Consider the following 24226-nt stretch of genomic DNA (forward strand, 5'->3'; position numbering starts at 1 on the left):
ACCTACGTATAGTTTTGTCTCGATAATCGAATCGGTCAAGGCATCGAAGCCATCCTTTTCGTTCCCGTTTTCAACGGTAGACCCCGGTTGTAAAAACACCTGTAGGACGAATCGACCCGTGCGGTGAGAGCGTTCGATAAAAGAGAGGGAATACTTCGCAGTGGGACTGACCTCTGAGGCGGTGCATAAAACGATGCCTGAACATCACGATCCCACAAACGCAAAAACGGCACCCGAAGGTGCCGTTTCTGTTTTCTACCGAGTGTCGCTATGCGATCAGCCCGCCAGACCCGCCTGCTGAACCAGGGTCAGCAATGGCTGCGGGTAGACGCCGAGGAAGAATGCCACCAGAGCGATGGCCAGCAGCATCACGCCGCCTGCACGTTGTTCCCAGTGCAGTTGCGCATCGTGGCGACGCAGGTTCGGTTCGATCAGGTACAAGGTGACCATCACGCGCAGGTAGTAGAAGACGCCGATGGCGCTGCCCAGTACCAGGGAACCGACCAGCCACCATTGGTGCGACTCGACACCGGTGGCGATGATGTAGAACTTGCCGATGAAGCCCGCGGTCAGCGGAATGCCGGCCAGGGACAGCATCATCACGGTCATGACGGCGGTCAGGTACGGACGGCGCCAGAACAGGCCGCGGTATTCGTACAGGGCATCGGCGTCACGGCCGTTGTACGGCGAGGACATCAGCGTGATCACGCCGAACGCGCCGAGGCTGGTGATGACGTAGGTGACCAGGTACACGCCGATGGCTTCCACGGCCAGACCCTTGCTTGCCACCAGGGCAATCAGCAGGTAACCGAAGTGAGCGATGGACGAGTAACCCAGCAGACGCTTGAGGTTGCTCTGGGTCAGTGCCAGCAGGTTACCGAACAGGATCGACGCAATGGCGATGATGGTCAGCACGTCGCTCAGCACACCGCTGCTTGCCGCCGGGGAGATCTGGAACAGACGCACCATCACCGCGAACACAGCCACTTTGGACGCGGTCGCCAGGAACGCCGCTACCGGTGCCGGAGCACCTTCGTAGACGTCCGGGGTCCAGAGATGAAACGGAACCAGCGACAGTTTGAACGCCAGACCGATCAGCATCATGCCCAGGCCCAGTTGTGCCAGCGAGCTTGGCAGGCCGGTGGCCGCGAGGGCCTGGCCGATACCGACGAAGCTCAGGCTGCCGGAGTCGGCGTAGAGCAGGGCCATACCGAACAACAGGAACGCCGAACCGGCCGCCGACAGCACCATGTACTTGATACCGGCTTCCAGCGAGCGCTTGTTGAAGAAGGCATAAGCCACCAGACCGTAGACCGGCACCGAAAGCAGTTCCAGACCGATGAACAACCCGGCCAGGTGCTGCGCGCTGACCAGGACCAGGCCACCGGCGGCGGCCATCAGGATCAGCAGGTAAAGTTCTTCACGGTTGCCCGGGTAACCCGAGCCGCCATCGCCGAGGTAGGCGTGGGCGAGGGTTACACAGGCGAGGGTGGCGACCAGGATCAGCGCCATGTACAGGCAAGCGAAGGTGTCGATCTGCAGCAACGGAGTCACGGCCAGGGGCGCGACTTTCAGGGCTGGCAGGATCGACAGCAACGCCAGGTTCAGACCCGCCACGGAGATCAGGAAGGTCTGTGAGTGGTTGCGGCGCCAGGCGATTGCCAGCATCACCACGATGATCGTGGCGCTGGTGATCAACAACGGCGCAAGCGCAATAAAGTGTTGAGTCGTGAATTCCATAGCGCTCTTACCGGGCCGAAGCGAGTTGAGTGAAGGCGGTGCCGAGCCATTGCTGCACGCCATGCATCGTCGCAGCAGAGGTATCGAGGAACGGTTGCGGGTACACGCCGATGTAAATCAGCAGTGCCGCCAGACCGACCACCATGATCAGTTCGCGACCATCCATGCCATGCAGCACCGCGTCCGATTTGGACGGGCCGAAGTAGGCACGGTGGATCATGATCAGCGAGTAGACCGAACCGAACACCAGACCGGACGTCGCGATGATCGTGATCCATGGGGCGGCCGGGAACGTGCCGATCAGGATCAGGAACTCACCCACAAAGTTACCGGTACCCGGCAAGCCCAGGGACGCGGCGGCAAAGAACAGGCTGATGGCCGGCAGGTAAGCGATCTTCGACCACAGGCCACCCATTTCACGCATGTCGCGGGTGTGGGTGCGTTCGTACAACTGACCGCTGAGGATAAAGAGTGCCGCGGCCGACAGACCGTGCGCCAGCATCTGCATCACCGCGCCCTGCAGCGCCAGTTGGCTGCCGGAGTAGATGCCGATCAACACGAAGCCCATGTGGGAAACGGAGGAGTAGGCGATCAGACGCTTGATGTCGGTTTGGGCGAAGGCCAGGAACGCACCGTAGAAGATCCCGATCAGACCCAGGGTCATGGCAATCGGCGCGAACTCGGCCGAGGCATTCGGGAACAGCGGCAGGGCGAAACGCAGCAGACCGTAAGCCGCCGTCTTCAACAAGATACCGGCCAGGTCGACCGAACCCGCTGTTGGCGCCTGGGCGTGAGCGTCAGGCAGCCAGGAGTGGAACGGCACCACGGGCAGCTTCACCGCAAACGCGATGAAGAAGCCGAGCATCAGGATGTACTCGGTGGTGAGCGACATCTTGGTTTTCAGCAGGTCGGCGTAATTGAACGTGATCACGCCGGTGCTGTTGAAGTTGACCAACACCAGACCCAGGATCGCCACCAACATGATCAGGCCGGACGCCTGAGTGAAGATGAAGAACTTGGTCGCCGCGTAGATCCGGGTTTTCTTGCCGTCCGAAGAACTGTGACCCCAGAGCGCGATGAGGAAGTACATCGGCACCAGCATCATTTCCCAGAAGAAGAAGAACATGAACAGGTCGAGGGCGAGGAACACGCCGACGACACCGCCCAGGATCCACATCAGGTTCAAGTGGAAGAAGCCAACGTGACGCTGGATCTCTTTCCACGAGCAGAGTACCGAGAGGATACCCAGCAGACCGGTCAGCAGGATCATCAGCAGCGACAGGCCATCGAGCGCCAGGTGCACGCTGATGCCGAAGCGCTCGATCCAGATGTGCTTGAACTCAAGCGCCCAGGTCGGATCGGCGCCAGGCGCCGGAGCAAATGAATAATTACCGTGGGCCCACAGCCAGAGGCCGAGTGCGAGTTCCAGGGTCATGGTCAACAGCGCAATCCAGCGGGGGAGGGTAGCGCCGAAGCGCTCACCCATCCAGCACAGCAGGCCGCCGATGAAGGGGATCAGGATTAGCCAAGGCAGAATCATGACGGGCTCAATTCCTTTCGCAAGTTCGCAAGGTTCATATTCAGACCGCTACCAGCACGATGGCGCCGATGACCAGCACGGAGCCGGCTGCCATCGATGCCGCGTACCAACGCAGTTGACCGGTTTCGGTACGGCTCAGGGCGGTGTGACCGCCTTTGGCCATACGCGGGATCAGACCGATGGTCTGGTCGAGCGGGTCTTTGCGCAGTGCGTGGCTGATCGCAAGGTATGGCTTGACGAACAGTTTGTCGTAGATCCAGTCGAAGCCCCAGGCAGCGAACCACCAGGCCGAAAGGAAGCGGCCGATGCCGCTGTTGGCGATTGCAGTGACGAAACGACGCTTGCCGAGGAACAGCAGCGCGGCCAGCAGGATACCGGCCAGGGCGATGGCGCCCGAGGCGATTTCCAGGCTGTGCTTGGCTTCGCCGCCGGCATGGCCGACGCTTTCCGGCAGCACGCCGTGCAGTGGCGGAACGATCATGGCGCCGACGAAGGTCGACAGGACGATCAGCACCGACAGCGGCAGCCAGTGAGCGATGCCGTGACCGGCGTGCGCTTCAGTCTTCGCTTCACCGTGGAACGCGATGAAAATCAGGCGGAAGGTGTACAGCGAAGTCATGAACGCGCCGACCAGACCTGCGTAGAGCAGACCGTGGTTGCCGCTGGCAAACGCTTCCCAGAGGATTTCGTCCTTGGAGTAGAAGCCTGCGGTCACCAGTGGCAGGGCGGACAGTGCCGCGCCGCCGACGATGAAGCTGGCGTAGGCCAGCGGCAGTTTCTTCCACAGGCCGCCCATCTTGAAGATGTTCTGCTCGTGGTGGCAGGCAACGATCACCGCACCGGACGCAAGGAACAACAGTGCCTTGAAGAAGGCGTGGGTCATCAGGTGGAAAATCGCGCCATCCCATGCGCCAACGCCCAGCGCCAGGAACATGTAGCCGATCTGGCTCATGGTCGAGTAGGCGAGGATACGTTTGATGTCGGTCTGGACCAGTGCGGCAAAACCGGCGAGTACCAGGGTCACGCCGCCGACGATGCCAACGAGCTGCAGGATGTCCGGCGCCAACGCAAACAGGCCGTGGGTACGGGCAATCAGGTAGACGCCCGCGGTCACCATCGTTGCGGCGTGGATCAGTGCCGAAACAGGGGTAGGACCGGCCATTGCGTCCGCCAGCCAGGTTTGCAGTGGCAGTTGCGCGGATTTACCGACAGCGCCGCCCAGCAGCATCAGGGTGGCCATGACCATCCAGAAGTCGCCGGCCTGGAATTTCTGCGGTGCCAGCACCAGCAGTTCCTGGATGTTCAGCGTGCCCAACTGTTGGAACAGGATGAACAGGCCGATCGCCATGAACACGTCGCCGATACGGGTCACGATGAAGGCTTTGAGTGCCGCGTTACCGTTGTTGCGGTTGCTGTAGTAGAAACCGATCAACAGGTACGAGCACAGGCCCACGCCTTCCCAACCGAAGTACAGGAACAACAGGTTATCGCCCAGGACCAGGAACAGCATGCTGGCGATAAACAGGTTGGTGTAGGCGAAGAAGCGCGAGTAACCGGCTTCACCGCGCATGTACCAGGACGCGAACAGGTGGATCAGGAAGCCGACACCGACGACCACGCCGAGCATGGTCACGGACAGGCCATCCAGGTACAGCGCGAAGTTCGGCGTGAAGCCTTCCACCGCCATCCACTGCCACAACACTTGCGTGTAGTGACCGCCTTCAGGCGGGGCGACGTTGAATTGCCAGATCACGTAGGCCGTGACAATGGCAGACAAGCCGATGGAACCGACGCCAATCAGCGCCGACAGGTTTTCCGAGAAGCGGCCGCGTGAGAACGACAGCAGCAGGAAACCTATGAGAGGGAATACGAAAGTCAGATAGAGAAGATTCATCCGCGCATCTCGCTGGCAGCGTCGATATCGAGAGTGTGGAAGCGGCGATACAGCTGCAACAGAATCGCCAGGCCAATACTGGCCTCGGCGGCTGCCAGGCTGATCACCAGGATGAACATGATCTGTCCATCCGGCTGACCCCAGCGGCTACCGGCGACGATGAAGGCCAAGGCGGAGGCATTCATCATGATCTCCAGGCTCATCAGCACGAAGAGAATGTTGCGCCGGACCATCAGGCCGACCAGACCGAGGCAGAACAAGATGCCGGCGACCGCCAGACCATGCTCCAAAGGGATAGCAGGCATCGTCATTGCTCCTTGGCTTCGTTGCGGCCCAAGTGGAACGCCGTGACGGCTGCGGCAAGCAGCAGCATCGAGGCGAGTTCGACCACCAGCAGATAAGGACCGAACAGGCTGATGCCCACGGCCTTGGCGTCTACGGTGGTGTGGCCGATGGCCTGGCCGCTGGCGTCGCTGAACAGTACGTACAACAGTTCAACCAGCAGCAGGGTGCCGAGGGCGACCGGTCCGAGCCAGATGCCGGGCTTGAGCCAGACGCGCTCTTGCTGAACCGAGGCCGGGCCCAGGTTCAGCATCATCACCACGAACACGAACAGCACCATGATGGCGCCAGCGTAGGCGATCACTTCCAGCACACCGGCAAACGGTGCGCCGAGGGCGAAGAACGTCATGGCCACGGCGATCAGCGAAATGATCAGGTAGAGCAGGGCGTGCACAGGGTTAGTGTTGGTGATCACGCGAAGCGTGGACACCACAGCGATACCCGATGCGAAATAGAAAGCGAATTCCATCTTTCTTCCTTAAGGCAGCAAGCTCTTCACGTTGATCGGCTGGGCTTCATTCTGCGCGGAGCCTTTAGGCTTCCCGGCAATCGCCATACCTGCAACACGATAGAAGTTGTAATCAGGGTTTTTACCGGGGCCGGAGATCAGCAGATCTTCTTTCTCGTAAACCAGGTCCTGACGTTTGAACTCGGCCATCTCGAAATCCGGTGTCAGCTGGATCGCGGTGGTCGGGCAGGCTTCCTCGCAGAGGCCGCAGAAAATGCAGCGCGAGAAGTTGATGCGGAAGAAGTCCGGGTACCAGCGACCGTCTTCGGTTTCAGCTTTCTGCAGCGAGATGCAGCCAACCGGGCACGCCACGGCGCACAGGTTGCAGGCGACACAACGCTCTTCGCCATCAGGGTCGCGGGTCAGGACGATACGGCCACGAAAGCGCGGCGGCAGGTACACGGCTTCTTCCGGGTACTGCAGCGTGTCGCGCTTGCGGAAGGCATGGCCGAAGATCATCACCAGGCTGCGAAGCTGGGTGAAGAAGCCATGCACGATGTCAAAAATGTACTTCATGATTCTCTATCCTCACTGAGCCGCGACGGCGGGCGTGTTGAGCAACACGATCGCAGCGGTCACCAGCATGTTGACGAGGGTCAGCGGCAGGCAGAACTTCCAGCTGAAATCCATCACTTGGTCATACCGTGGGCGCGGGATCGAGGCGCGCAGCAGGATGAAGAACATGATGAAGAACGCGGTTTTGAGCGCGAACCAGATGAACGGGATCTGCGGCAGAATGCCGAACGGACCGTGCCAGCCACCGAAGAACAAGGTCACCAGCAGCGCCGAAATCAACACGATGCCGATGTACTCGCCGACGAAGAACATGCCCCATTTCATGCCGGCATATTCAATGTGGTAACCGTCGGCCAGTTCCTGCTCCGCTTCCGGCTGGTCGAACGGGTGACGGTGAGTCACGGCGACGCCGGCGATGAAGAAGGTCAGGAAACCGAAGATCTGCGGAATCACGAACCACAGGTTCTGCGCCTGGTATTCAACGATGTCGCGCATGTTGAACGAGCCGACCTGGATCACGATGCCCATCAGCGACAGGCCCATGAACACTTCGTACGACACGGTCTGTGCCGAGGCCCGCAAGCTGCCCAGCAGGGCGAACTTGTTGTTGCTGGACCAGCCGGCAAACAGCACCGCGTAGACCGACAGACCGGCCATGGCGAAGAAGAACAGGATGCCGATGTTGATGTCCGCCACACCCCAGGTCGGGGTGATCGGGATGATCGCGAAGGCAATCAGCAAGGCGCTCATGGCCACGACCGGTGCCAGGGTGAAGATCACCTTGTCGGCGAACGGTGGCGTCCAGTCTTCCTTGAAGAACATCTTGATCATGTCGGCTGCAATCTGGAATGCGCCGAACGGGCCGACGCGGTTCGGACCGTAACGGTCCTGCCAGAGGGCGAGCAGACGACGCTCGACCCAGCTCAGCAGCGCGCCGCACACCACCACGGCGAGCAGAATCACGATGGCCTTGAGGACCGCGATGATCACGTCAATCACTTCAGGCGTGAACCAGGTCATTGAGCTGCCTCCTGCAGACCGTCAACGGTTTTGCCAAAGATCGCTGGCGGAATGCCGGCGATACCGGCCGGCAGTGCGACCAGACCGGCACCCAGCTCTTCGTTGATGCGCAGCGGCAGACGCAAGGTCTGGCCAGCCACGTTCAAGCTGAGCAGGGCGCCGTCATTGACACCCAGGCGATCGGCTTCGGATTTGGCCAGCGACACGTAAGCGGCCGGGATGCGTTCCTGAACCGGCGCGGCTTTGGAAGAGGTCTCTTCGCTGCCGAACAGGTGGAAGAACGGCACAACCTGCCAGGTGCCCGGCGCCGGGTTGAATGCACGTGGAACAGCCGCGAACCAGTTCAGCGAATCACCGGTGCTTTCGATCAGGCGGGTGCCCGGGTCGCCAGCGCGGATGTGACCACCGACTTCGTCCTGGAACTTGTTCCAGGCTTGCGGCGAGTTCCAGCCCGGAGACCAGGCGAATGGCACTTGCTGACGCGGTTCGACCGAGCCCGAGTAACCTTCCATGGAGAAGGAGAACGCGGTGTCGATGTCCTGGGAAGTACGCGGTTCGTGCACGCTGATGTCGGCGCGCATGGCGGTACGGCCGGAGTAACGCAGCGGTTCGCGAGCCAGTTTCAGGCCTTTGATACGGAACGCGGCGGACGGCGCAGCGTCGACGATGCCCGCCAGTTGCGGTGTGCTGGCGGCGACGGCGGCGGTGACGTGGTCCAGTTGGGTCCAGTCGATCGGCTGGTTCAACAGGGTGGCGCGCAGGGCATGCAGCCAGCGCCAGCCTTCGTGAACCAGGATGCTCGCGTCGAGGTAAGTCGGGTCGAACACCTGGAAGAAGCGCTGGGCGCGACCTTCCTGGCTGACCAACGTACCGTCGCCTTCAGCGAAGCTGGCCGCTGGCAGAACCAGATGCGCGCGATCGCTGGTGGCGGTTTTCTGATGGTCTGCAACGATCACCACTTTCGCGGCGGTCAGGGCAGCATCAACCTTGGCTTTGTCGGTGCGGGTGTACAGATCGTTTTCCAGCACGACGAGGGCATCAGCCTTGCCGTCGATCACGGCTTGCAGCGCTGCGTCGACCGAGTCACCACCGAGCATGGCCAGGCCGAGGCTGTTGGCCTCTGGCACGATCAGGCTGATGGAGCCGTTCTTCTCGCGCAGCTTCAAGGCTTTGGCGATGTTGGCGGCGGCTTCGATCAGGGCTTTGGAGCCCAGGGAAGTGCCAGCAATGATCAGCGGGCGCTTGGCCGCGAGCAGGGCGTCGGCGATGCGCTTGGCCAGTTCGAGGGCTTCAGCATCGAGGCCTTCAACCGCCGGGGCGCTGGCGTCGAGGGCGTGAGCCACGGCGAAACCGATGCGCGCCAGGTCGTCTGGAGCGGCGTGAACGCATTCTTCAGCGATGTCGTCGAGCTTGGTTTCAGCCAGGCTGGCGATGAACAGCGGGTTCAGCGCGTGCTGACCGATGTTCTTCACTGCCGCGTCGAGCCAAGGCTGAACGCGCATGGCATCGGCCATGTCTTCGGCTTTGCCCTTGACCGATTGACGCAGGGATAGGGCCATACGTGCAGCGGTCTGGGTCAGGTCTTCGCCGAGGACGAAAATCGCATCGTGATCTTCGATGTCGCGCATGTTCGGGATCGGCAGCGGGCTGTCTTTCAACACCTGCATGACCAGGCGAATGCGTTCCAGCTCGGCGGCTTCGATACCGGAGTAGAAGTGCTCGGCGCCGACCAGTTCGCGCAACGCGTAGTTGCTTTCGAGGCTGGCACGTGGCGAACCGATACCGACAATGTTGCGACCGCGCAGCAGGTCGGCGGCTTTATCCAGCGCTTCGTCCAGGCTCAGCTTGGCGCCGTTGGCCAGCAATGGCTGACGCGGGCGGTCTTCGCGGTTGACGTAGCCATAGCCGAAACGGCCACGGTCGCACAGGAAGTACTGGTTGACCGAACCGTTGAAGCGGTTTTCGATACGACGCAGTTCACCGTAGCGCTCGCCCGGGGAGATGTTGCAACCGCTGGAGCAGCCATGGCAGATGCTCGGCGAGAACTGCATGTCCCACTTGCGGTTGTAGCGCTCGGAGTGAGTCTTGTCGGTGAACACACCGGTCGGGCAGACCTCGGTGAGGTTGCCAGAGAACTCGCTTTCCAGGGTGCCGTCTTCAACGCGACCGAAGTACACGTTGTCGTGGGCGCCGAACACACCGAGGTCGGTGCCGCCGGCGTAATCCTTGTAGAAGCGCACGCAGCGGTAGCAGGCGATGCAGCGGTTCATTTCGTGGGAAATGAACGGGCCCAGTTGCTGGTTCTGGTGAGTGCGCTTGGTGAAGCGATAACGGCGCTCGTTATGGCCGGTCATCACGGTCATGTCTTGCAGGTGGCAGTGACCGCCTTCTTCACAGACCGGGCAGTCGTGAGGGTGGTTGGTCATCAGCCATTCGACTACGCTGGCGCGAAACACTTTCGCTTCTTCGTCGTCGATGGAGATCCAGCTGCCGTCGGTGGCGGGGGTCATGCAGGACATGACGATCCGACCACGCTTGTCGTTCTCGTCGGTGTACTGCTTGACCGCGCACTGGCGGCAAGCGCCAACGCTGCCTAGGGCTGGGTGCCAGCAGAAATAAGGGATATCGAGGCCTAGCGACAGACATGCCTGTAACAGGTTGTCTGCCCCATCGACTTCGAGCTCTTTGCCGTCTACGTGGATAGTGGCCATGGTTCAAAGTTCTTCGTTGGCCCGGTGTCAGCGGGCGTGGCTAATGGAATCTTGTTATTCGCGTGAATCAACACAGCCGTTTACGGCGTCATCACACGACAAAGCGAAGGGCACGGACCCTTCGCTTTTTTAAGCGTTTACGCGCCGACTACGATCGGCCTTGCCAGAGGCGGGACGACGGCGCTGGTGGGCGCGATGCCGGCTTCGAACTCGTGGCGGAAGTATTTGATTGCGCTGCCCAACGGCTCCACGGCGCCCGGTGCGTGAGCACAGAAGGTCTTGCCTGGGCCGAGGAAACCGACCAGACCCAGCAGGGTCTCGATATCGCCGGCTTGCCCTTCACCGTTTTCGATGGCGCGCAGAAGCTTGACGCTCCACGGCAAACCGTCACGGCACGGGGTGCAGAAACCGCACGATTCACGGGAGAAGAACTCTTCCATGTTGCGCAGCAGGGACACCATGTTGACGCTGTCGTCCACCGCCATGGCCAGGCCGGTACCCATACGGGTGCCCACTTTGGCGATGCCGCCGGCGTACATTTGTGCGTCGAGGTGTTCCGGCAACAGGAAACCGGTACCGGCGCCGCCTGGCTGCCAGCACTTGAGCTTGAAGCCATCGCGCATGCCGCCGGCGTAGTCTTCGAACAACTCGCGACCGGTGACGCCGAACGGCAATTCCCACAGGCCCGGGTTCTTGACCTTGCCGGAGAAGCCCATGAGCTTGGTGCCCATGTCTTCGCTGCCTTCGCGGGCCAACGATTTGTACCAGTCCACGCCGTCGGCAATGATCGCCGGCACGTTGCACAGGGTTTCAACGTTGTTCACGCAAGTTGGCTTGCCCCACACGCCAACGGCGGCAGGGAAGGGCGGCTTGGAGCGCGGGTTGGCGCGACGGCCTTCCAGGGAGTTGATCAGTGCGGTTTCTTCACCGCAGATGTAACGCCCGGCGCCGGTGTGGACGAACAGCTCGAAATCGAAGCCGCTGCCCAGGATGTTCTTGCCCAGCAGACCGGCTGCCTTGGCTTCTTCCACGGCACGGTTGAGGTGCTTGGCGGCGGTGGTGTATTCGCCACGCAGGAAAATGTAGCCACGGTAGGTTTTCAGCGCGCGAGCACTGATCAGCATGCCTTCGATCAGCAGATGGGGCAGTTGCTCCATCAGCATGCGGTCTTTCCAGGTGTTCGGTTCCATCTCGTCCGCATTGCACAGCAGGTAGCGGATGTTGATGGATTCGTCTTTGGGCATCAGGCCCCACTTCACGCCCGTGGGGAAGCCTGCACCGCCGCGACCTTTAAGGCCGGCGTCTTTCACGGTCTGGACGATGTCGTCCTGAGCCATGTCAGCGAACGCTTTGCGCGCTGCCGCGTAACCGTTCTTGGCCTGGTACTCGTCGAGCCAGACAGCTTCGCCGTCGTCGCGCAGACGCCAGGTCAGCGGGTGAGTCTCGGCCGAACGCTTGATGCGGTTGGCTGGACCGAAGGAAGTCAGGGTCATACGTAGCCCTCGAGCAATTTGGCAACGCCGGCAGGCTGCACATCGCCGAAAGTGTCGTCGTCGATCATCAACGCCGGCGCCTTGTCACAGTTGCCGAGGCAGCAGACCGGCAGCAGGGTGAAACGACCGTCGGCGGTGGTCTGACCCAGGCCGATACCCAGATTGCTCTGGATTTCGCTGACCACCGATTCATGGCCGCCGATGTAGCAGACCATGCTGTCGCAGACGCGAATGATGTGACGGCCCACTGGCTGACGGAAGATCTGGCTATAGAACGTTGCCACGCCTTCAACGTCGCTCGCCGGGATGCCGAGGATCTCGCCGATGGCGTAGAGCGCGCCGTCAGGCACCCAGCCACGTTCCTTCTGGACGATCTTCAGGGCTTCGATCGACGCCGCGCGCGGGTCTTCGTAGTGATGCAGCTCGTGCTCGATGGCCGAGCGCTCGGTTTCACTCAAGGTGAAACGGTCTGTCTGGATAAGCGTGCTGTTCATGCTTAGCGGTCCACGTCGGCCATAACGAAATCGATACTACCCAGGTACGCGATCAAGTCCGCGACCATGCTGCCTTTGATCACCGAAGGGATCTGCTGCAGGTGCGGGAAGCTTGGGGTGCGAATCCGGGTGCGGTAGCTCATGGTGCCGCCATCGCTCGTCAGGTAATAACTGTTGATGCCCTTGGTCGCTTCGATCATCTGGAAGGATTCGTTGGCCGGCATGACCGGGCCCCACGAAACTTGCAGGAAGTGCGTGATCAGGGTCTCGATGTGCTGCAGCGTGCGTTCTTTCGGTGGCGGCGTGGTCAGCGGGTGATCCGCCTTGTACGGGCCTTCCGGCATGTTGCGCATGCACTGCTCGATGATCTTGATGCTCTGGCGCATTTCTTCGACGCGCACGATGCAACGATCGTAGGCATCGCCATTGACGGCCAGCGGCACTTCGAATTCGAAGTTCTCGTAACCGGAGTACGGGCGCGCTTTGCGCAGGTCGAAGTCGCAACCGGTCGAACGCAAGCCTGCACCAGTGACGCCCCATTCGAAGGCTTCTTTGGTGTTGTAGGCGGCGACACCGATGGTCCGGCCTTTGAGGATGCTGTTGTCCAGCGCGGCTTTCTGGTATTCGTCCAGGCGCTTTGGCATCCACTCGACGAAGTCTTTCACCAGTTTTTCCCAGCCGCGCGGCAGGTCGTGAGCGACGCCGCCGATGCGGTACCAGGCCGGGTGCAGACGGAAACCGGTAATGGCTTCGATCACCGTGTACGCCTTCTGACGGTCGGTGAACGTGAAGAACACCGGGGTCATGGCGCCGACGTCCTGGATGTAAGTCCCCAGGAACAGCAGGTGGCTGGTGATCCGGAAGAACTCGGCCATCATGATGCGGATGACGTCGACCTTCTCTGGCACCTTGATGCCGGCCAGCTTCTCGACCGAGAGCACGTACGGCAGGTTGTTCATCACGCCGCCGAGGTAGTCGATACGGTCGGTGTACGGAATGAAACTGTGCCAGGACTGACGCTCGGCCATCTTCTCGGCACCACGGTGGTGGTAACCGACGTCCGGCACGCAGTCGACGATCTCTTCACCGTCCAGCTGCAAGATGATGCGGAACGCACCGTGCGCAGAAGGGTGGTTAGGACCGAGGTTGAGGAACATGTAGTCTTCGTTCGCCCCGGAACGCTTCATGCCCCAGTCTTCAGGCTTGAAGCGCGCGGCTTCTTCCTCAAGCTGTTGCTTGGCCAGGGTCAGGCTGAACGGATCGAACTCGGTGGCACGGGCCGGGAAGTCTTTGCGCAGCGGGTGACCTTCCCAGGTCGGCGGCATCATGATGCGGGTCAGGTGCGGGTGACCGGCAAAGTTGATGCCGTACATGTCCCACACTTCACGCTCGTACCAGTTGGCGTTCGGCCAGATACCGGTCACGGTCGGCACGCTAAGGTCGCTCTCGGACAAGGCGACCTTGATCATGACGTCACTATTACGTTCGATCGACATCAAGTGATAGAACACAGTGAAGTCGGCGCCGCTTGGCAGCCCTTGACGCTTGGTGCGCAGACGCTCGTCCACGCCGTGCAGGTCATAGAGCATGACGTACGGCTTGGGCAGGTTGCGCAGGAAGGTCAGGACTTCGACGAGTTTGGCGCGGGCAACCCAAAGCACCGGCATGCCGGTGCGGGTAGGCTGGGCGGTGAACGCCTCGGGGCCAAAACGGTTGTTCAGTTCGACGACCACATCCTGGTCGTCTGCCTTATAAGGCGGGATGTACAGAGCACTGCCTGTAGTCATGGTTATTTATCGCTTTCGGTCAACGTAAAGAATGAAGCCAGGTTCTCGTTCTATTAAAGAAGCAGAGCTGGATCAGACTTCGTCGGGGCTGCGCAGGTTGGTGACTGCGATTCGCTGTTCGCGGCGCTGTTCCTTTTGCGAAGGCATCTCGGCGCGGTACACGCCTTGATCACCGACGACCCAGGAAAGCGGACGACGCTCCTGTCCAATCGACTCTTGCAAGAGCATCAAGCCTTGCAAAAAAGCTTCAGGGCGGGCGGGCAGCCAGGCACGTAGACGTCCACGGGCAGGAACTTGTCCACCCCTTGAACGACGGAGTAGATGTCGTACATGCCACCGGAGTTGGCGCACGAACCCATGGAGATAACCCATTTAGGTTCGAGCATTTGCTCGTAGAGACGCTGAATGATCGGCGCCATCTTGATGAAGCAGGTACCAGCGATAACCATGAAATCCGCCTGACGCGGCGATGCCCGGATAACCTCGGCGCCAAAGCGCGCGATGTCGTGGGGCGCCGTGAAGGCGGTGGTCATTTCCACGTAGCAGCACGAAAGACCGAAGTTATACGGCCACAGGGAGTTCTTGCGCCCCCAGTTGACTGTGCCGTTAAGCACGTCTTCGAGCTTGCCCATGAAGATGTTTTTGTGGACTTGATCTTCTAACGGATCGGAAACGGTTTCCCGTTCGCCAATCGGATACTGCTCGTTAGGAGCATCGGGGTCGATCCTGGTGAGATTGTATTGCATTGCCAAAGCCTCATTGTTTCAGCTTCGCCTGCCGCTTGCGACGAGCTTCCGGAGCCCAGTCAAGGGCGCCCACTCGGAACAGGTAGACAAGACCTGCCAACAGAATTGCTATGAAAACGAGAGCTTCGACGAATCCGGTCCAGCCGCTTTCGCGGACGGACACAGACCAGGCAAAGAGAAAGAGGGCTTCGATATCGAAGATCACGAAGAGCATCGCGACCAGATAGAATTTGGCTGAGAGCCGCAAGCGGGCGCCACCTGTAGGTAGCATGCCTGACTCGAACGGTTCGTTTTTGCTGCGGCCCCAGGCTTTTGACCCGAGGAGGCTGGAGACGCCGAGCATGAAGGCGCAGAGGCCGACAACGCCCAGAAGGAAAATGGCAAAGCCCCAGTTGTGGGCCATGAGTCCTGTCGCTTCGGGCATGCTGGAAATCCTTAACAGAGAGCAAAGGTCTCTGAGCTTGAAAAAGAAACAACGCAGTGACGATATGTCGCAGCAATCAATCCCGCTGATTTTATGGCACAACACCGTGCAAGTAAAATTCCTATAGCGAAATTATTTACAGGAATAAGGACATAGCGCACCTCCAAAGCCACGCAGCCCATGCGTTGCGGGCATTAGCCGGGTTTTCATCAATATTGTTTTGTAGGGAATGTAACGAACATAGTTGCCGCCAAATGACAATCATTATTGTTTGCGATGGTTTTTAAACTGGTTATCCAGGTTGGGGCGGGGAAGTTGTCTTATATGCGCGTTACTACAAGTAGCGGGCGGGGTTGTTTTACCCTGCTTTCCTGATCTTGAAACTGCTCTGAATCAAGGTTTTTGGCTGCACGCGTTCCCCCGTAGGAGCGAGGCTTGCCCGCGAAGAATACGCCGCGGTGCTCCAGACTTACCGCGTCATCGTTCTTCGCGGGCAAGCCTCGCTCCTACGGGGCGGTGGTGTTTCAAAAAATGCAGGCAAAAAAACGCCCCGAACCAGTCGGGGCGTCAGATGTGCGACGTTGCGGTTAGCTTTCTATTCGGTCCGCAACGGCCGTTTGCTCAGGCGAATCGGATCAGTGGAACTGTTCTTCTTCGGTCGAACCGGTCAGGGCGGTTACCGAAGACGTGCCACCTTGAATCACGGTGGTCATGTCGTCGAAGTAGCCGGTGCCCACTTCCTGCTGGTGAGCCACGAAGGTGTAGCCCTTCGAAGCGTCAGCGAACTCTTGCTCTTGCAGTTTCACGTAGGCAGTCATGTCGTTGCGGGCGTAGTCGTGCGCCAGGTTGAACATGCTGTGCCACATGTTGTGAATGCCGGCCAGGGTGATGAACTGGTGCTTGTAACCCATGGCGGACAGTTCGCGCTGGAACTTGGCGATGGTCGCGTCGTCCAGGTTTTTCTTCCAGTTGAAGGAAGGCGAGCAGTTGTACGACAGCAGTTGGTCCGGGTATTCCTTTTTGATCGCTTCAGCGAAACGACGAGCTTCGTCCAGGTCCGGCTTGGCGGTTTCGCACCAGATCAGGTCGGCATACGGAGCGTAAGCCAGGCCGCGAGCGATTGCCTGGTCCAGGCCGGCGCGTACTTTGTAGAAGCCTTCCTGAGTACGTTCGCCAGTCACAAACGGCTGGTCGTATGGGTCGCAATCGGAAGTCAGCAGGTCAGCCGCGTTAGCGTCGGTACGAGCCAAAATGATGGTCGGTGTGCCAGCAACGTCAGCTGCCAGACGAGCAGCGGTCAGCTTCTGTACAGCTTCCTGGGTAGGAACCAGTACCTTGCCGCCCATGTGGCCGCATTTTTTCACGGAAGCCAGTTGGTCTTCGAAGTGAACGCCGGCGGCGCCTGCTTCGATCATGCTCTTCATCAGCTCGTAAGCGTTCAGAACGCCGCCGAAACCGGCTTCAGCGTCAGCCACGATCGGTGCGAAGTAGTCGATGTAACCTTCGTCGCCCGGGCCTTTGCCGGCTTTCCACTGGATCTGGTCGGCACGACGGAACGAGTTGTTGATGCGCTTGACCACGGTTGGAACCGAGTCCACCGGGTACAGCGACTGGTCCGGGTACATCGATTCGGCGGAGTTGTTGTCCGCAGCAACCTGCCAGCCCGACAGGTAGATTGCCTGGATACCGGCTTTGACTTGTTGTACAGCCTGGCCGCCGGTCAGGGCGCCCATGCAGTTGACGAAATCTTTATCAGGACGGAAGGATGGCTTGGCGCCCTGGGTGACCAGGTTCCACAGCTTCTCGGCGCCCAGTTTTGCAAAGGTGTGCTCAGGTTGAACCGAGCCACGCAGGCGGACGACGTCAGCAGCGGAGTAAGCGCGTGTCACGCCTTTCCAGCGTGGGTTTTCAGCCCAATCTTTTTCGAGGGCTGCAATTTGCTGTTCGCGTGTCAGTGCCATGGAGATAAACCTCGTCGCATAGGTCTGTGTGGAAAATTCCTGCTCCTGCCAAGTACGCGATTCAATTGGGGCGTAAGAGGCTGCTCGCTGACCAGAAGCTTAGGTGGTCAAGTCGGATTCGGCGGGATTGGCGACGGGATGAACGATGGGCTCGAGGGGAAGTGAGCAGGTAAGGGCGAACTGGCGAGCGCATTCGGGCGTCGTGGGCCTTGGTACGAACTTCAGTGTGGAGCCGGGTTACCTAATTACGCTTCCGTCCCTCGGGACAACTTCGTTCCAGTCGGCAACCTCGTCAAACACACCTTGTGGGCGGTACAGACACGAAGCGGCTCGCGGGGTAGATGCGAGCAGCGCCTCGAAGGCCCTTGCCAGGGCCCCTGATTAGCGGGAGCGAGGCCATCATGCCTTTGCTTTTTTGTATCGTCAAACGTTTTGTAGTGCTTTTTTTCGGGCACTACATCTTTGGTCTAATACGACTAATCAGTCAGTTTTCGGTGGTTTAGTCCAAAGTATCGACTTTCACCCGCAACGTCATGTCATCCCGGCCCTGAGTCGAGTAGCTGCGGGTCTGGCCCTGTTTATCGGCTTGGGTCTGACGGTTCACACCGGCCAGGGTGATCCACTCGCCCAAGCGTCCTGTGACAGTTGTGTCGGTACTTTGCACATTCACTACATCTGGACGTTCCTGGCTCATACGGTCACGGTTGGTACTGATCGCCAGGTGAACGATGTCGCCGGTGACGCTGGCGGTGACGTAGAAGCCCTGAGTGACGTTGCGGTACTCGGTCTGGCTGCGCAGATCACCGTAGGAATCGGTCTGAGTGCTGGTGAGCGGGACGCTTTGGCCGACCTGAATCAGCGCCGGTGTGCCTTCACTGGCCTGAATCTGCTGGATGCCGCCATCACGGCTATCGGTGCTGCGATTGATGATGCGCGTCTGGCTCGGTTTGGCGCCGTTGACCGAGTAGCCCTGGTCGCCCTGGAAGTTGTTTTCGTTGGTGTCGACCGTGATCAGCAGGCGCTTTGCAGCAACGTCGAGTTGTGCGACAAGGGCCTTAAGTTCGTCGATCTTGCGCTGTTCTGCGTTGACAATCAGTTGGTTGCCGTAAGCGCTGACCTGGCCGTCCTTGCCGATGAAATCCTGTGCCATGGGTAGCATATCGGCGCTGGTGTGGTAATTCAGGGGCACGATCTCGGTGGCTGCCATGACTGAAAAACTGCACGTCAGCAGCAGCGTGGTGAGCAGGGTGCGTAGGGACATATCCGTTATCTCCGACATCTTGAAGTGTTGATATTGCCAGTTTGTCGGCCCGGCGTGGGGCAAGTTGAATCGTAGACAGCAAAACGCCCCGGCATCGGTCGATGGCGAGGCGTTTTGTGGTGTTCTGGCGGGCTTTTGTGGCGAGGGAGCTTGCTCCCGCTGGGCTGCACAGCAGCCCTAAAAATCTTGGGGCCGCTTCGCGCCCCAGCGGGAGCAAGCTCCCTCGCCACAGTAATCTCCCATCACAAGGAATTAAGCGGAGTGCCGCACCATGTCCACATGAGAAATCCCGGCTTCCAGGAATTCCTCACTGACCTGTCTGAAGCCCAGGCGCTCATAGAACGCCGTGGCCTGGACCTGTGCGCTCAGCATCTGCTGCTTCAGATCGCGCTTCTCGGCTTCACCGATCACCGCTTGCATCAGCGCATCGCCGACTTTCAAACCGCGCCAGTCTTTCAGCACCGAGACCCGGCCAATGTGCCCATCGGGCAGCAGGCGGGCGGTGCCAATCGGAAAGTCGCCTTCGAAGGCCAGGAAATGCACCGCCGTTGCGTCATCCGCATCCCATTCCAATTCTGGCGGAACGGATTGCTCGGCAATGAACACCGTCTCACGAATGCGCCGGATCTCGGCGTTGTCCTTTTGCCAGTCTGCGACACGAACGTGAATTTTATTCATCGGCAAACCCCAGGCTTCCTTGCTTGATCAGTTCGCACAGCAAGCCGCGGCTGTCTTCGTCGGTCAGCCACTCGCCCAGATTGTCAGCGTGCAGGGAGTCGGCAGCGCAGATCATTTTCAGCAGCTCACGCAGCTTGCCTGGCAGATAACGGCTCTGGCCGCTGGCGAACAGCAACAGATCGTCATCGACTTCGGACCAGGCCAGGCGTGCGCTCGGGTTGCGGATCAGTATTGCGCCTTGCTCCAGGCTGGCAAGCAGGTCGTCTTCTTCGATCTCTTCCGGGCCTACCACGAGTTCCGGGTAGCGCGGCTCGGTCATGTACTGGCCAAACCAGGTCAGCAGCAGGCGCTCGTCGCTCATGTGCTCGGCCAGCAAGGCTTTCAGGCGATCAAGGGCGTCGTGCTGAATCTGGTGCGGATCGACCGCCGGCAGGGCGTCGGCATCGGTGTAGCGCTCTTCATCGGTCAGGAACTGGCTGAGGAAGTCAGTGAAGTGAGTCAGCACTTCAGAAGCGCTCGGGGCGCGGAAGCCGACCGAGTAGGTCATGCAGTCATCAATCGCAACACCGCAGTGGGCCAGGCGCGGCGGCAGGTAGAGCATGTCGCCAGGCTCCAGGACCCACTCATCGGTGGCTTCGAAATCAGCGAGGATGCGCAGGTCCGCGTGTTGCAGCAGCTTGCTCTCGGAATCGCACATCTGGCCGATTTTCCAGTTGCGCTTGCCGTGACCCTGCAGCAGGAACACATCGTAGTTATCGAAGTGCGGACCGACGCTGCCACCCGGGGCGGCGAAGCTGATCATCACGTCGTCGACGCGCCAGCTCGGCAGGAAGCGGAAGTTTTCCAGCAGCTCAGAAACTTCCGGGACGAACTGGTCAACCGCTTGAACCAGCAGGGTCCAGTCACGTTCCGGCAGTTTGCTGAATTCGTCTTCGGCGAACGGACCGCGACGCAATTCCCAAGGGCGCTCGCCGTTTTCGATTACCAGGCGCGATTCAACTTCTTCTTCCAGCGCCAGGCCAGCCAGTTCGTCGGCGTCAATCGGACTTTCGAATTCAGGAATCGCCTGACGGATCAGCAGGGGTTTTTTCTGCCAGTAGTCGCGCAGGAATTCGCGCGCCGTGATGCCGCCCAGAAGTTGAAGAGGAATGTCAGGATTCATGTGTAACCTATTGAAAAAATGCACTTTTCAGACGGGAATAAAAACGCCCGGCGCTGCCGGGCGTCTCAAACGGGTAAAACGGTCGATCAGATGCGTTTGGCTTGTGCCACGGCGTTACCGATGTAGTTCGCCGGGGTGAGCAATTTCAGCTCGGCCTTGGCAGCGGCTGGCATGTCCAAGCCGTCGATGAAAGTTTGCAGTGCTTCAGGGCTGATGCCCTTGCCACGCGTCAACTCTTTCAGCTTTTCATACGGGTTTTCGATGTTGTAGCGACGCATCACGGTCTGGATCGGCTCGGCCAGCACTTCCCAGCACGCGTCCAGGTCAGCTGCGATCTTCTGAGCGTTGAGCTCCAGTTTGCTGATGCCCTTGAGGCTGGCTTCGTACGCGATCACGCTGTGGGCGAAGCCGACACCGAGGTTGCGCAGCACGGTGGAGTCGGTCAGGTCACGCTGCCAGCGGGAGATCGGCAGCTTGCTCGCCAAATGCTGGAACAGCGCGTTGGCGATACCCAGGTTGCCTTCGGAGTTTTCGAAGTCGATCGGGTTGACCTTGTGCGGCATGGTCGACGAACCGATTTCGCCAGCGATGGTGCGCTGCTTGAAATAACCCAGGGAAATGTAGCCCCAGATGTCGCGGTCGAAGTCGATCAGGATGGTGTTGAAGCGGGCGATCGCGTCGAACAGCTCGGCGATGTAGTCGTGCGGTTCGATCTGCGTGGTGTACGGATTGAAGCCCAGGCCCAGCTCGTCTTCGATGAAGGCGCGGGCGTTCTCTTCCCAGTCGATCTCAGGGTAGGCCGACAGGTGAGCGTTGTAGTTGCCGACAGCGCCGTTGATCTTGCCCAGCAGCGGAACGGCAGCGACTTGAGCGATCTGACGCTCCAGACGGTAAACCACGTTCGCCAGCTCTTTGCCCAGGGTGGTCGGCGAGGCCGGTTGACCGTGGGTGCGCGACAGCATTGGCACGTCAGCGAAACGGATGGCCAGTTCGCGGATGGCTTGAGCGGTCTGGCGCATCAGCGGCAGCATCACATCATCACGACCTTCGCGCAGCATCAGGGCGTGGGACAGGTTGTTGATGTCCTCGCTGGTGCAGGCAAAGTGGATGAACTCGCTGACCTTGGCCAGTTCCGGCAGCTTGGCCGCCTGCTCTTTGAGCAGGTATTCGATGGCTTTGACGTCGTGGTTGGTGGTGCGCTCGATCTCTTTGACACGCTCGGCGTGCTCCAGAGCGAAGTTCTCCGCCAGGGTGTTCAGCACCGCGTTGGCTTCGGCGGAGAACGCCGGCACTTCGCTGATGCCTGGGTGAGCGGCCAGGCGCTGGAGCCAGCGCACTTCAACCAGAACGCGAGCACGGATCAGGCCGTACTCGCTGAAAATTGGGCGCAGGGCCTGGGTTTTGCCGGCGTAGCGGCCGTCAACAGGGGAAACCGCAGTGAGCGAAGAAAGCTGCATGGGGTGTTCTCGGACAGTCGGGCAACGAAATGGGGCGCGTATCATACATGAAAAAATCCGCCGGTCCGTTGCCAACTGACCGGCGTATTACGCGTTACAGATCTAAAGCGGTGTTGCGGGCGCGGTTCAGCTGCTGCGCATCAGCGGGTAAAGCTCTTTGAGCAGCTTGCGACGGCTGATCACCAGCTGCCAGCGATGGCCGCCCAACTGCCGCCACAGGCGCGCCGAACGAATCCCGGCCAGCAACAGGGCGCGGATTTTCGAGGCGTTGCTCGGTTGCTGCAGGTTGCGCATGTCGCCGTGGACCTGAATCCGTTGGCGCAAGGTGCTCAGGGTGTCCTGGTACAGTGCACCGCAGGCCGCAATCACGTTTTCGTGGGCTGGGCCGAAGTGCTCGACCTGGGATTGAATCTGCGGCAAACGCTTGCCGATCACATCGAGCAAGTCGTCGCGCTTGGCCAGCTGACGCTCCAGGCCCAGCATGGCCAGGGCGTAACGCAGCGGTTCGCGCTGCAGGGTGCTCGGGTCGCGTTCCAGAGCGCCGATCAATGCGCGATAGCCTTCGCGCAGATTGAGGTCGTCGCCGCCGTACACTTCCAGCGTGTCCTTGGGGTCGCGGATCAGCAGGCTGCCGAGCATGCAGGTCAGGCCGGCTTCGGTGGTCTGGCCGGTCTTGGCAATCTTGTCGACGAGGACGGCGGCGAGGAACACGCCGCCCAGCGCCGTCAGTTGCTCCTGAGTGGGGTTCATGCCTTGCTGCTCCATGGCTCTGCGACTTCAATCACGCCGCCGCCGAGGCAGATTTCACCGTCGTAGAACACCACGGACTGGCCCGGGGTGACCGCGCGCTGTGGGTCATCGAAGGTGGCGCGATAGCCGGTGGCGGTTTTTTCCAGCGTGCAGGGCTGATCGCTTTGGCGATAACGAACCTTGGCGGTCAACTTGCGCGGCTCGGTCAGATCGATCGGGTTGACCCAATAGATGTCCGAGGCGAGCAGGGCGCGGGAGAACAGGTACGGATGGTCATTGCCCTGGCCGACGATCAGCTCGTTGTGTTCCAGGTCCTTGATCAGCACGTACCATGGCTCGTCACCGGCGTCTTTCAAGCCGCCGATGCCCAGGCCCTGACGCTGGCCGATGGTGTGATACATCAAGCCGTGGTGACGGCCGATGACTTCACCTTCGGTGGTCTTGATCTCGCCCGGTTGGGCCGGCAGGTATTGCTTGAGGAAGTCGCTGAAGCGGCGTTCGCCGATAAAGCAGATCCCTGTGGAATCCTTTTTCTTCGCGGTGGCGAGTTCGTGTTTCTCGGCAATCGCGCGCACTTCGGGCTTTTCCAGTTCACCGACCGGGAACAGCGTCTTGGCGATCTGTTCGCCGCCGACGGCGTGCAGGAAATAACTCTGGTCCTTGTTCGGGTCCAGGCCCTTGAGCAGTTCGGTGCGGCCATCGATGTCGCGGCGGCGCACGTAGTGGCCGGTAGCGATCAGGTCGGCGCCGAGCACCATGGCGTAGTCGAGGAACGCCTTGAACTTGATCTCGCGGTTGCACAGGATGTCCGGGTTTGGCGTGCGACCGGCCTTGTACTCGGCCAGGAAGTGCTCGAACACGTTGTCCCAGTACTCGGCGGCGAAATTGGCGGTGTGCAGCTTGATGCCAATCTTGTCGCACACGGCCTGGGCATCCGCCAGGTCGTCCATGGCGGTGCAGTATTCCGTTCCATCGTCTTCTTCCCAGTTCTTCATGAACAGGCCTTCCACCTCATAACCCTGCTCGATCAGCAGGAGAGCGGAAACGGAAGAGTCCACGCCGCCGGACATGCCGACAATGACGCGCTTCTTTTGTGTGTCAGAAGGGGCTGGATCACGCATAGGGATTCAATGAGTGTCTTGAAAAAGGACGCGATTCTAACAGGCCGAAGCCCGCAAGGCTAAAGAGAAGGGCGGATCAGTTCGAGACTGTAGTGCTGGCCGTCCAGATAATCATCGATACAGCGGATGATCAGCTCACTGCGCCAGTTTGCGCGCTGTGCCAGCAATTCGTCACGCGTCAGCCATTTTGCGCCGACGATGCCGTCATCCAGTTGATAGTCGGGGTAGTGTTTGAGCGGCTTTGCGGTGAAACAGACCCGCTGGTAGGTCACGCCGTTGCTGGGGGCGGTGTAGAGGTAAATGCCCACCACGCCGGTCGGTTCGACGTCCCAGCCGGTTTCTTCCAGGGTTTCGCGCACGGCGGCTTCGATCAGGGTTTCGTCCGGGTCCAGATGGCCGGCGGGCTGGTTGAGCACCGTTCGTCCGTGCTTGGTTTCTTCGACCATCAGAAAGCGACCATTGTCTTCGACGATGGTGGCGACGGTGATGTGGGGTAGCCAATCCATGAAGCTTCCTCGGTTTCTAATATTGGAATAAAGAACAGTGTGGGAGCGAGCCTGCTCGCGATGACGGTGGGTCAGTCGACATCAATGTTGAATGATATATCGCTATCGCGAGCAG

General features: G+C 60.0%; 20 protein-coding genes and 1 pseudogene. All 21 read right to left on the reverse strand.

Annotation, left to right across the window (positions count from 1 at the left end):
• Positions 1–276 precede the first annotated feature (276 nt).
• The 21 genes and pseudogenes from nuoN to HP062_RS00820 all read right to left on the reverse strand — a co-directional run bounded on the left by nuoN (position 277) and on the right by HP062_RS00820 (position 24111).
• The gene (gene nuoN, locus HP062_RS00720; RefSeq protein ID WP_010458846.1) at positions 277–1740 is read right to left on the reverse strand and encodes an NADH-quinone oxidoreductase subunit NuoN; all 1464 of its coding nucleotides are present in this window, start codon (positions 1738–1740) and stop codon (positions 277–279) included.
• Between the two features lie 7 nt (positions 1741–1747).
• Positions 1748–3280, reverse strand: a complete 1533-nt coding sequence (gene nuoM, locus HP062_RS00725) for an NADH-quinone oxidoreductase subunit M (protein WP_010458848.1) — start codon at positions 3278–3280, stop codon at positions 1748–1750.
• A gap of 40 nt (positions 3281–3320) precedes the next feature.
• Positions 3321–5174 (reverse strand): NADH-quinone oxidoreductase subunit L, encoded by a 1854-nt coding sequence (nuoL, locus tag HP062_RS00730; RefSeq protein WP_010458850.1) that lies wholly within the window; start codon positions 5172–5174, stop codon positions 3321–3323.
• Positions 5171–5479, reverse strand: a complete 309-nt coding sequence (gene nuoK / locus HP062_RS00735) for an NADH-quinone oxidoreductase subunit NuoK (protein WP_010458852.1) — start codon at positions 5477–5479, stop codon at positions 5171–5173. Before nuoK ends, nuoL begins: the two co-directional genes overlap by 4 nt.
• Positions 5480–5481: 2 nt before the next feature.
• Complete coding sequence (gene nuoJ, locus HP062_RS00740; protein ID WP_007905076.1) at positions 5482–5985, reverse strand: NADH-quinone oxidoreductase subunit J; 504 nt, start codon at positions 5983–5985, stop codon at positions 5482–5484.
• 9 nt (positions 5986–5994) lie between these two features.
• The gene (gene nuoI, locus HP062_RS00745) at positions 5995–6540 is read right to left on the reverse strand and encodes an NADH-quinone oxidoreductase subunit NuoI (protein ID WP_007905075.1); all 546 of its coding nucleotides are present in this window, start codon (positions 6538–6540) and stop codon (positions 5995–5997) included.
• Between the two features lie 12 nt (positions 6541–6552).
• A complete protein-coding gene (gene nuoH, locus HP062_RS00750; protein ID WP_008146046.1) occupies positions 6553–7560 on the reverse strand; it encodes an NADH-quinone oxidoreductase subunit NuoH in 1008 nt (335 codons plus the stop codon).
• Positions 7557–10271 (reverse strand): NADH-quinone oxidoreductase subunit NuoG, encoded by a 2715-nt coding sequence (nuoG, locus tag HP062_RS00755; protein WP_172790605.1) that lies wholly within the window; start codon positions 10269–10271, stop codon positions 7557–7559. The genes nuoH and nuoG overlap by 4 nt, the downstream gene beginning before the upstream one ends.
• A gap of 137 nt (positions 10272–10408) precedes the next feature.
• A complete protein-coding gene (nuoF, locus tag HP062_RS00760; protein WP_010458862.1) occupies positions 10409–11764 on the reverse strand; it encodes an NADH-quinone oxidoreductase subunit NuoF in 1356 nt (451 codons plus the stop codon).
• Positions 11761–12258, reverse strand: coding sequence for an NADH-quinone oxidoreductase subunit NuoE (nuoE, locus tag HP062_RS00765; protein ID WP_007946422.1), 498 nt, complete (start codon positions 12256–12258; stop codon positions 11761–11763). The genes nuoF and nuoE overlap by 4 nt, the downstream gene beginning before the upstream one ends.
• 2 nt (positions 12259–12260) lie before the next feature.
• Positions 12261–14045, reverse strand: a complete 1785-nt coding sequence (gene nuoC / locus HP062_RS00770; RefSeq protein WP_010458865.1) for an NADH-quinone oxidoreductase subunit C/D — start codon at positions 14043–14045, stop codon at positions 12261–12263.
• 72 nt (positions 14046–14117) lie between these two features.
• Positions 14118–14791: pseudogene (locus HP062_RS00775) on the reverse strand (NADH-quinone oxidoreductase subunit B family protein).
• A gap of 10 nt (positions 14792–14801) precedes the next feature.
• Positions 14802–15215, reverse strand: a complete 414-nt coding sequence (locus HP062_RS00780; protein ID WP_003223812.1) for an NADH-quinone oxidoreductase subunit A — start codon at positions 15213–15215, stop codon at positions 14802–14804.
• A gap of 635 nt (positions 15216–15850) precedes the next feature.
• Positions 15851–17176, reverse strand: a complete 1326-nt coding sequence (aceA, locus tag HP062_RS00785; RefSeq protein WP_010458877.1) for an isocitrate lyase — start codon at positions 17174–17176, stop codon at positions 15851–15853.
• A gap of 499 nt (positions 17177–17675) precedes the next feature.
• Complete coding sequence (locus tag HP062_RS00790) at positions 17676–18437, reverse strand: secretin N-terminal domain-containing protein (protein ID WP_077748740.1); 762 nt, start codon at positions 18435–18437, stop codon at positions 17676–17678.
• Positions 18438–18689: 252 nt separating this feature from the next.
• Positions 18690–19115: a GNAT family N-acetyltransferase gene (locus tag HP062_RS00795; RefSeq protein ID WP_010458881.1), complete on the reverse strand. Its 426-nt coding sequence runs from the start codon at positions 19113–19115 to the stop codon at positions 18690–18692.
• Positions 19108–20277 (reverse strand): cupin domain-containing protein, encoded by a 1170-nt coding sequence (locus HP062_RS00800; RefSeq protein ID WP_010458883.1) that lies wholly within the window; start codon positions 20275–20277, stop codon positions 19108–19110. Before HP062_RS00800 ends, HP062_RS00795 begins: the two co-directional genes overlap by 8 nt.
• A gap of 86 nt (positions 20278–20363) precedes the next feature.
• Positions 20364–21734 carry an adenylosuccinate lyase gene (gene purB / locus HP062_RS00805; protein WP_010458886.1) on the reverse strand — a complete coding sequence of 457 codons (1371 nt, stop codon included), beginning with the start codon at positions 21732–21734 and terminating at the stop codon, positions 20364–20366.
• Between the two features lie 126 nt (positions 21735–21860).
• Positions 21861–22484, reverse strand: coding sequence for a high frequency lysogenization protein HflD (gene hflD, locus HP062_RS00810; protein ID WP_010458887.1), 624 nt, complete (start codon positions 22482–22484; stop codon positions 21861–21863).
• A complete protein-coding gene (mnmA, locus tag HP062_RS00815) occupies positions 22481–23605 on the reverse strand; it encodes a tRNA 2-thiouridine(34) synthase MnmA (protein WP_010458889.1) in 1125 nt (374 codons plus the stop codon). Before mnmA ends, hflD begins: the two co-directional genes overlap by 4 nt.
• 59 nt (positions 23606–23664) lie before the next feature.
• On the reverse strand, positions 23665–24111 hold the full coding sequence (locus HP062_RS00820; protein ID WP_172790606.1) for an NUDIX hydrolase: 447 nt from the start codon (positions 24109–24111) through the stop codon (positions 23665–23667).
• Positions 24112–24226 lie beyond the last annotated feature (115 nt).

It is taken from the genome of Pseudomonas sp. B14-6 (assembly GCF_013260315.1).
GTDB lineage: Bacteria > Pseudomonadota > Gammaproteobacteria > Pseudomonadales > Pseudomonadaceae > Aquipseudomonas > Aquipseudomonas mandelii.

Bases quoted from the DNA above. Each gene is read 5' to 3' on its own strand.
- nuoN (WP_010458846.1), bottom strand. From the start codon at position 1,740: ATGGAATTCACGACTCAACACTTTATTGCGCTTGCGCCGTTGTTGATC.
- nuoM (WP_010458848.1), bottom strand. From the start codon at position 3,280: ATGATTCTGCCTTGGCTAATCCTGATCCCCTTCATCGGCGGCCTGCTG.
- nuoL (WP_010458850.1), bottom strand. From the start codon at position 5,174: ATGAATCTTCTCTATCTGACTTTCGTATTCCCTCTCATAGGTTTCCTG.
- nuoK (WP_010458852.1), bottom strand. From the start codon at position 5,479: ATGCCTGCTATCCCTTTGGAGCATGGTCTGGCGGTCGCCGGCATCTTG.
- nuoJ (WP_007905076.1), bottom strand. From the start codon at position 5,985: ATGGAATTCGCTTTCTATTTCGCATCGGGTATCGCTGTGGTGTCCACG.
- nuoI (WP_007905075.1), bottom strand. From the start codon at position 6,540: ATGAAGTACATTTTTGACATCGTGCATGGCTTCTTCACCCAGCTTCGC.
- nuoH (WP_008146046.1), bottom strand. From the start codon at position 7,560: ATGACCTGGTTCACGCCTGAAGTGATTGACGTGATCATCGCGGTCCTC.
- nuoG (WP_172790605.1), bottom strand. From the start codon at position 10,271: ATGGCCACTATCCACGTAGACGGCAAAGAGCTCGAAGTCGATGGGGCA.
- nuoF (WP_010458862.1), bottom strand. From the start codon at position 11,764: ATGACCCTGACTTCCTTCGGTCCAGCCAACCGCATCAAGCGTTCGGCC.
- nuoE (WP_007946422.1), bottom strand. From the start codon at position 12,258: ATGAACAGCACGCTTATCCAGACAGACCGTTTCACCTTGAGTGAAACC.
- nuoC (WP_010458865.1), bottom strand. From the start codon at position 14,045: ATGACTACAGGCAGTGCTCTGTACATCCCGCCTTATAAGGCAGACGAC.
- HP062_RS00780 (WP_003223812.1), bottom strand. From the start codon at position 15,215: ATGCCCGAAGCGACAGGACTCATGGCCCACAACTGGGGCTTTGCCATT.
- aceA (WP_010458877.1), bottom strand. From the start codon at position 17,176: ATGGCACTGACACGCGAACAGCAAATTGCAGCCCTCGAAAAAGATTGG.
- HP062_RS00790 (WP_077748740.1), bottom strand. From the start codon at position 18,437: ATGTCCCTACGCACCCTGCTCACCACGCTGCTGCTGACGTGCAGTTTT.
- HP062_RS00795 (WP_010458881.1), bottom strand. From the start codon at position 19,115: ATGAATAAAATTCACGTTCGTGTCGCAGACTGGCAAAAGGACAACGCC.
- HP062_RS00800 (WP_010458883.1), bottom strand. From the start codon at position 20,277: ATGAATCCTGACATTCCTCTTCAACTTCTGGGCGGCATCACGGCGCGC.
- purB (WP_010458886.1), bottom strand. From the start codon at position 21,734: ATGCAGCTTTCTTCGCTCACTGCGGTTTCCCCTGTTGACGGCCGCTAC.
- hflD (WP_010458887.1), bottom strand. From the start codon at position 22,484: ATGAACCCCACTCAGGAGCAACTGACGGCGCTGGGCGGCGTGTTCCTC.
- mnmA (WP_010458889.1), bottom strand. From the start codon at position 23,605: ATGCGTGATCCAGCCCCTTCTGACACACAAAAGAAGCGCGTCATTGTC.
- HP062_RS00820 (WP_172790606.1), bottom strand. From the start codon at position 24,111: ATGGATTGGCTACCCCACATCACCGTCGCCACCATCGTCGAAGACAAT.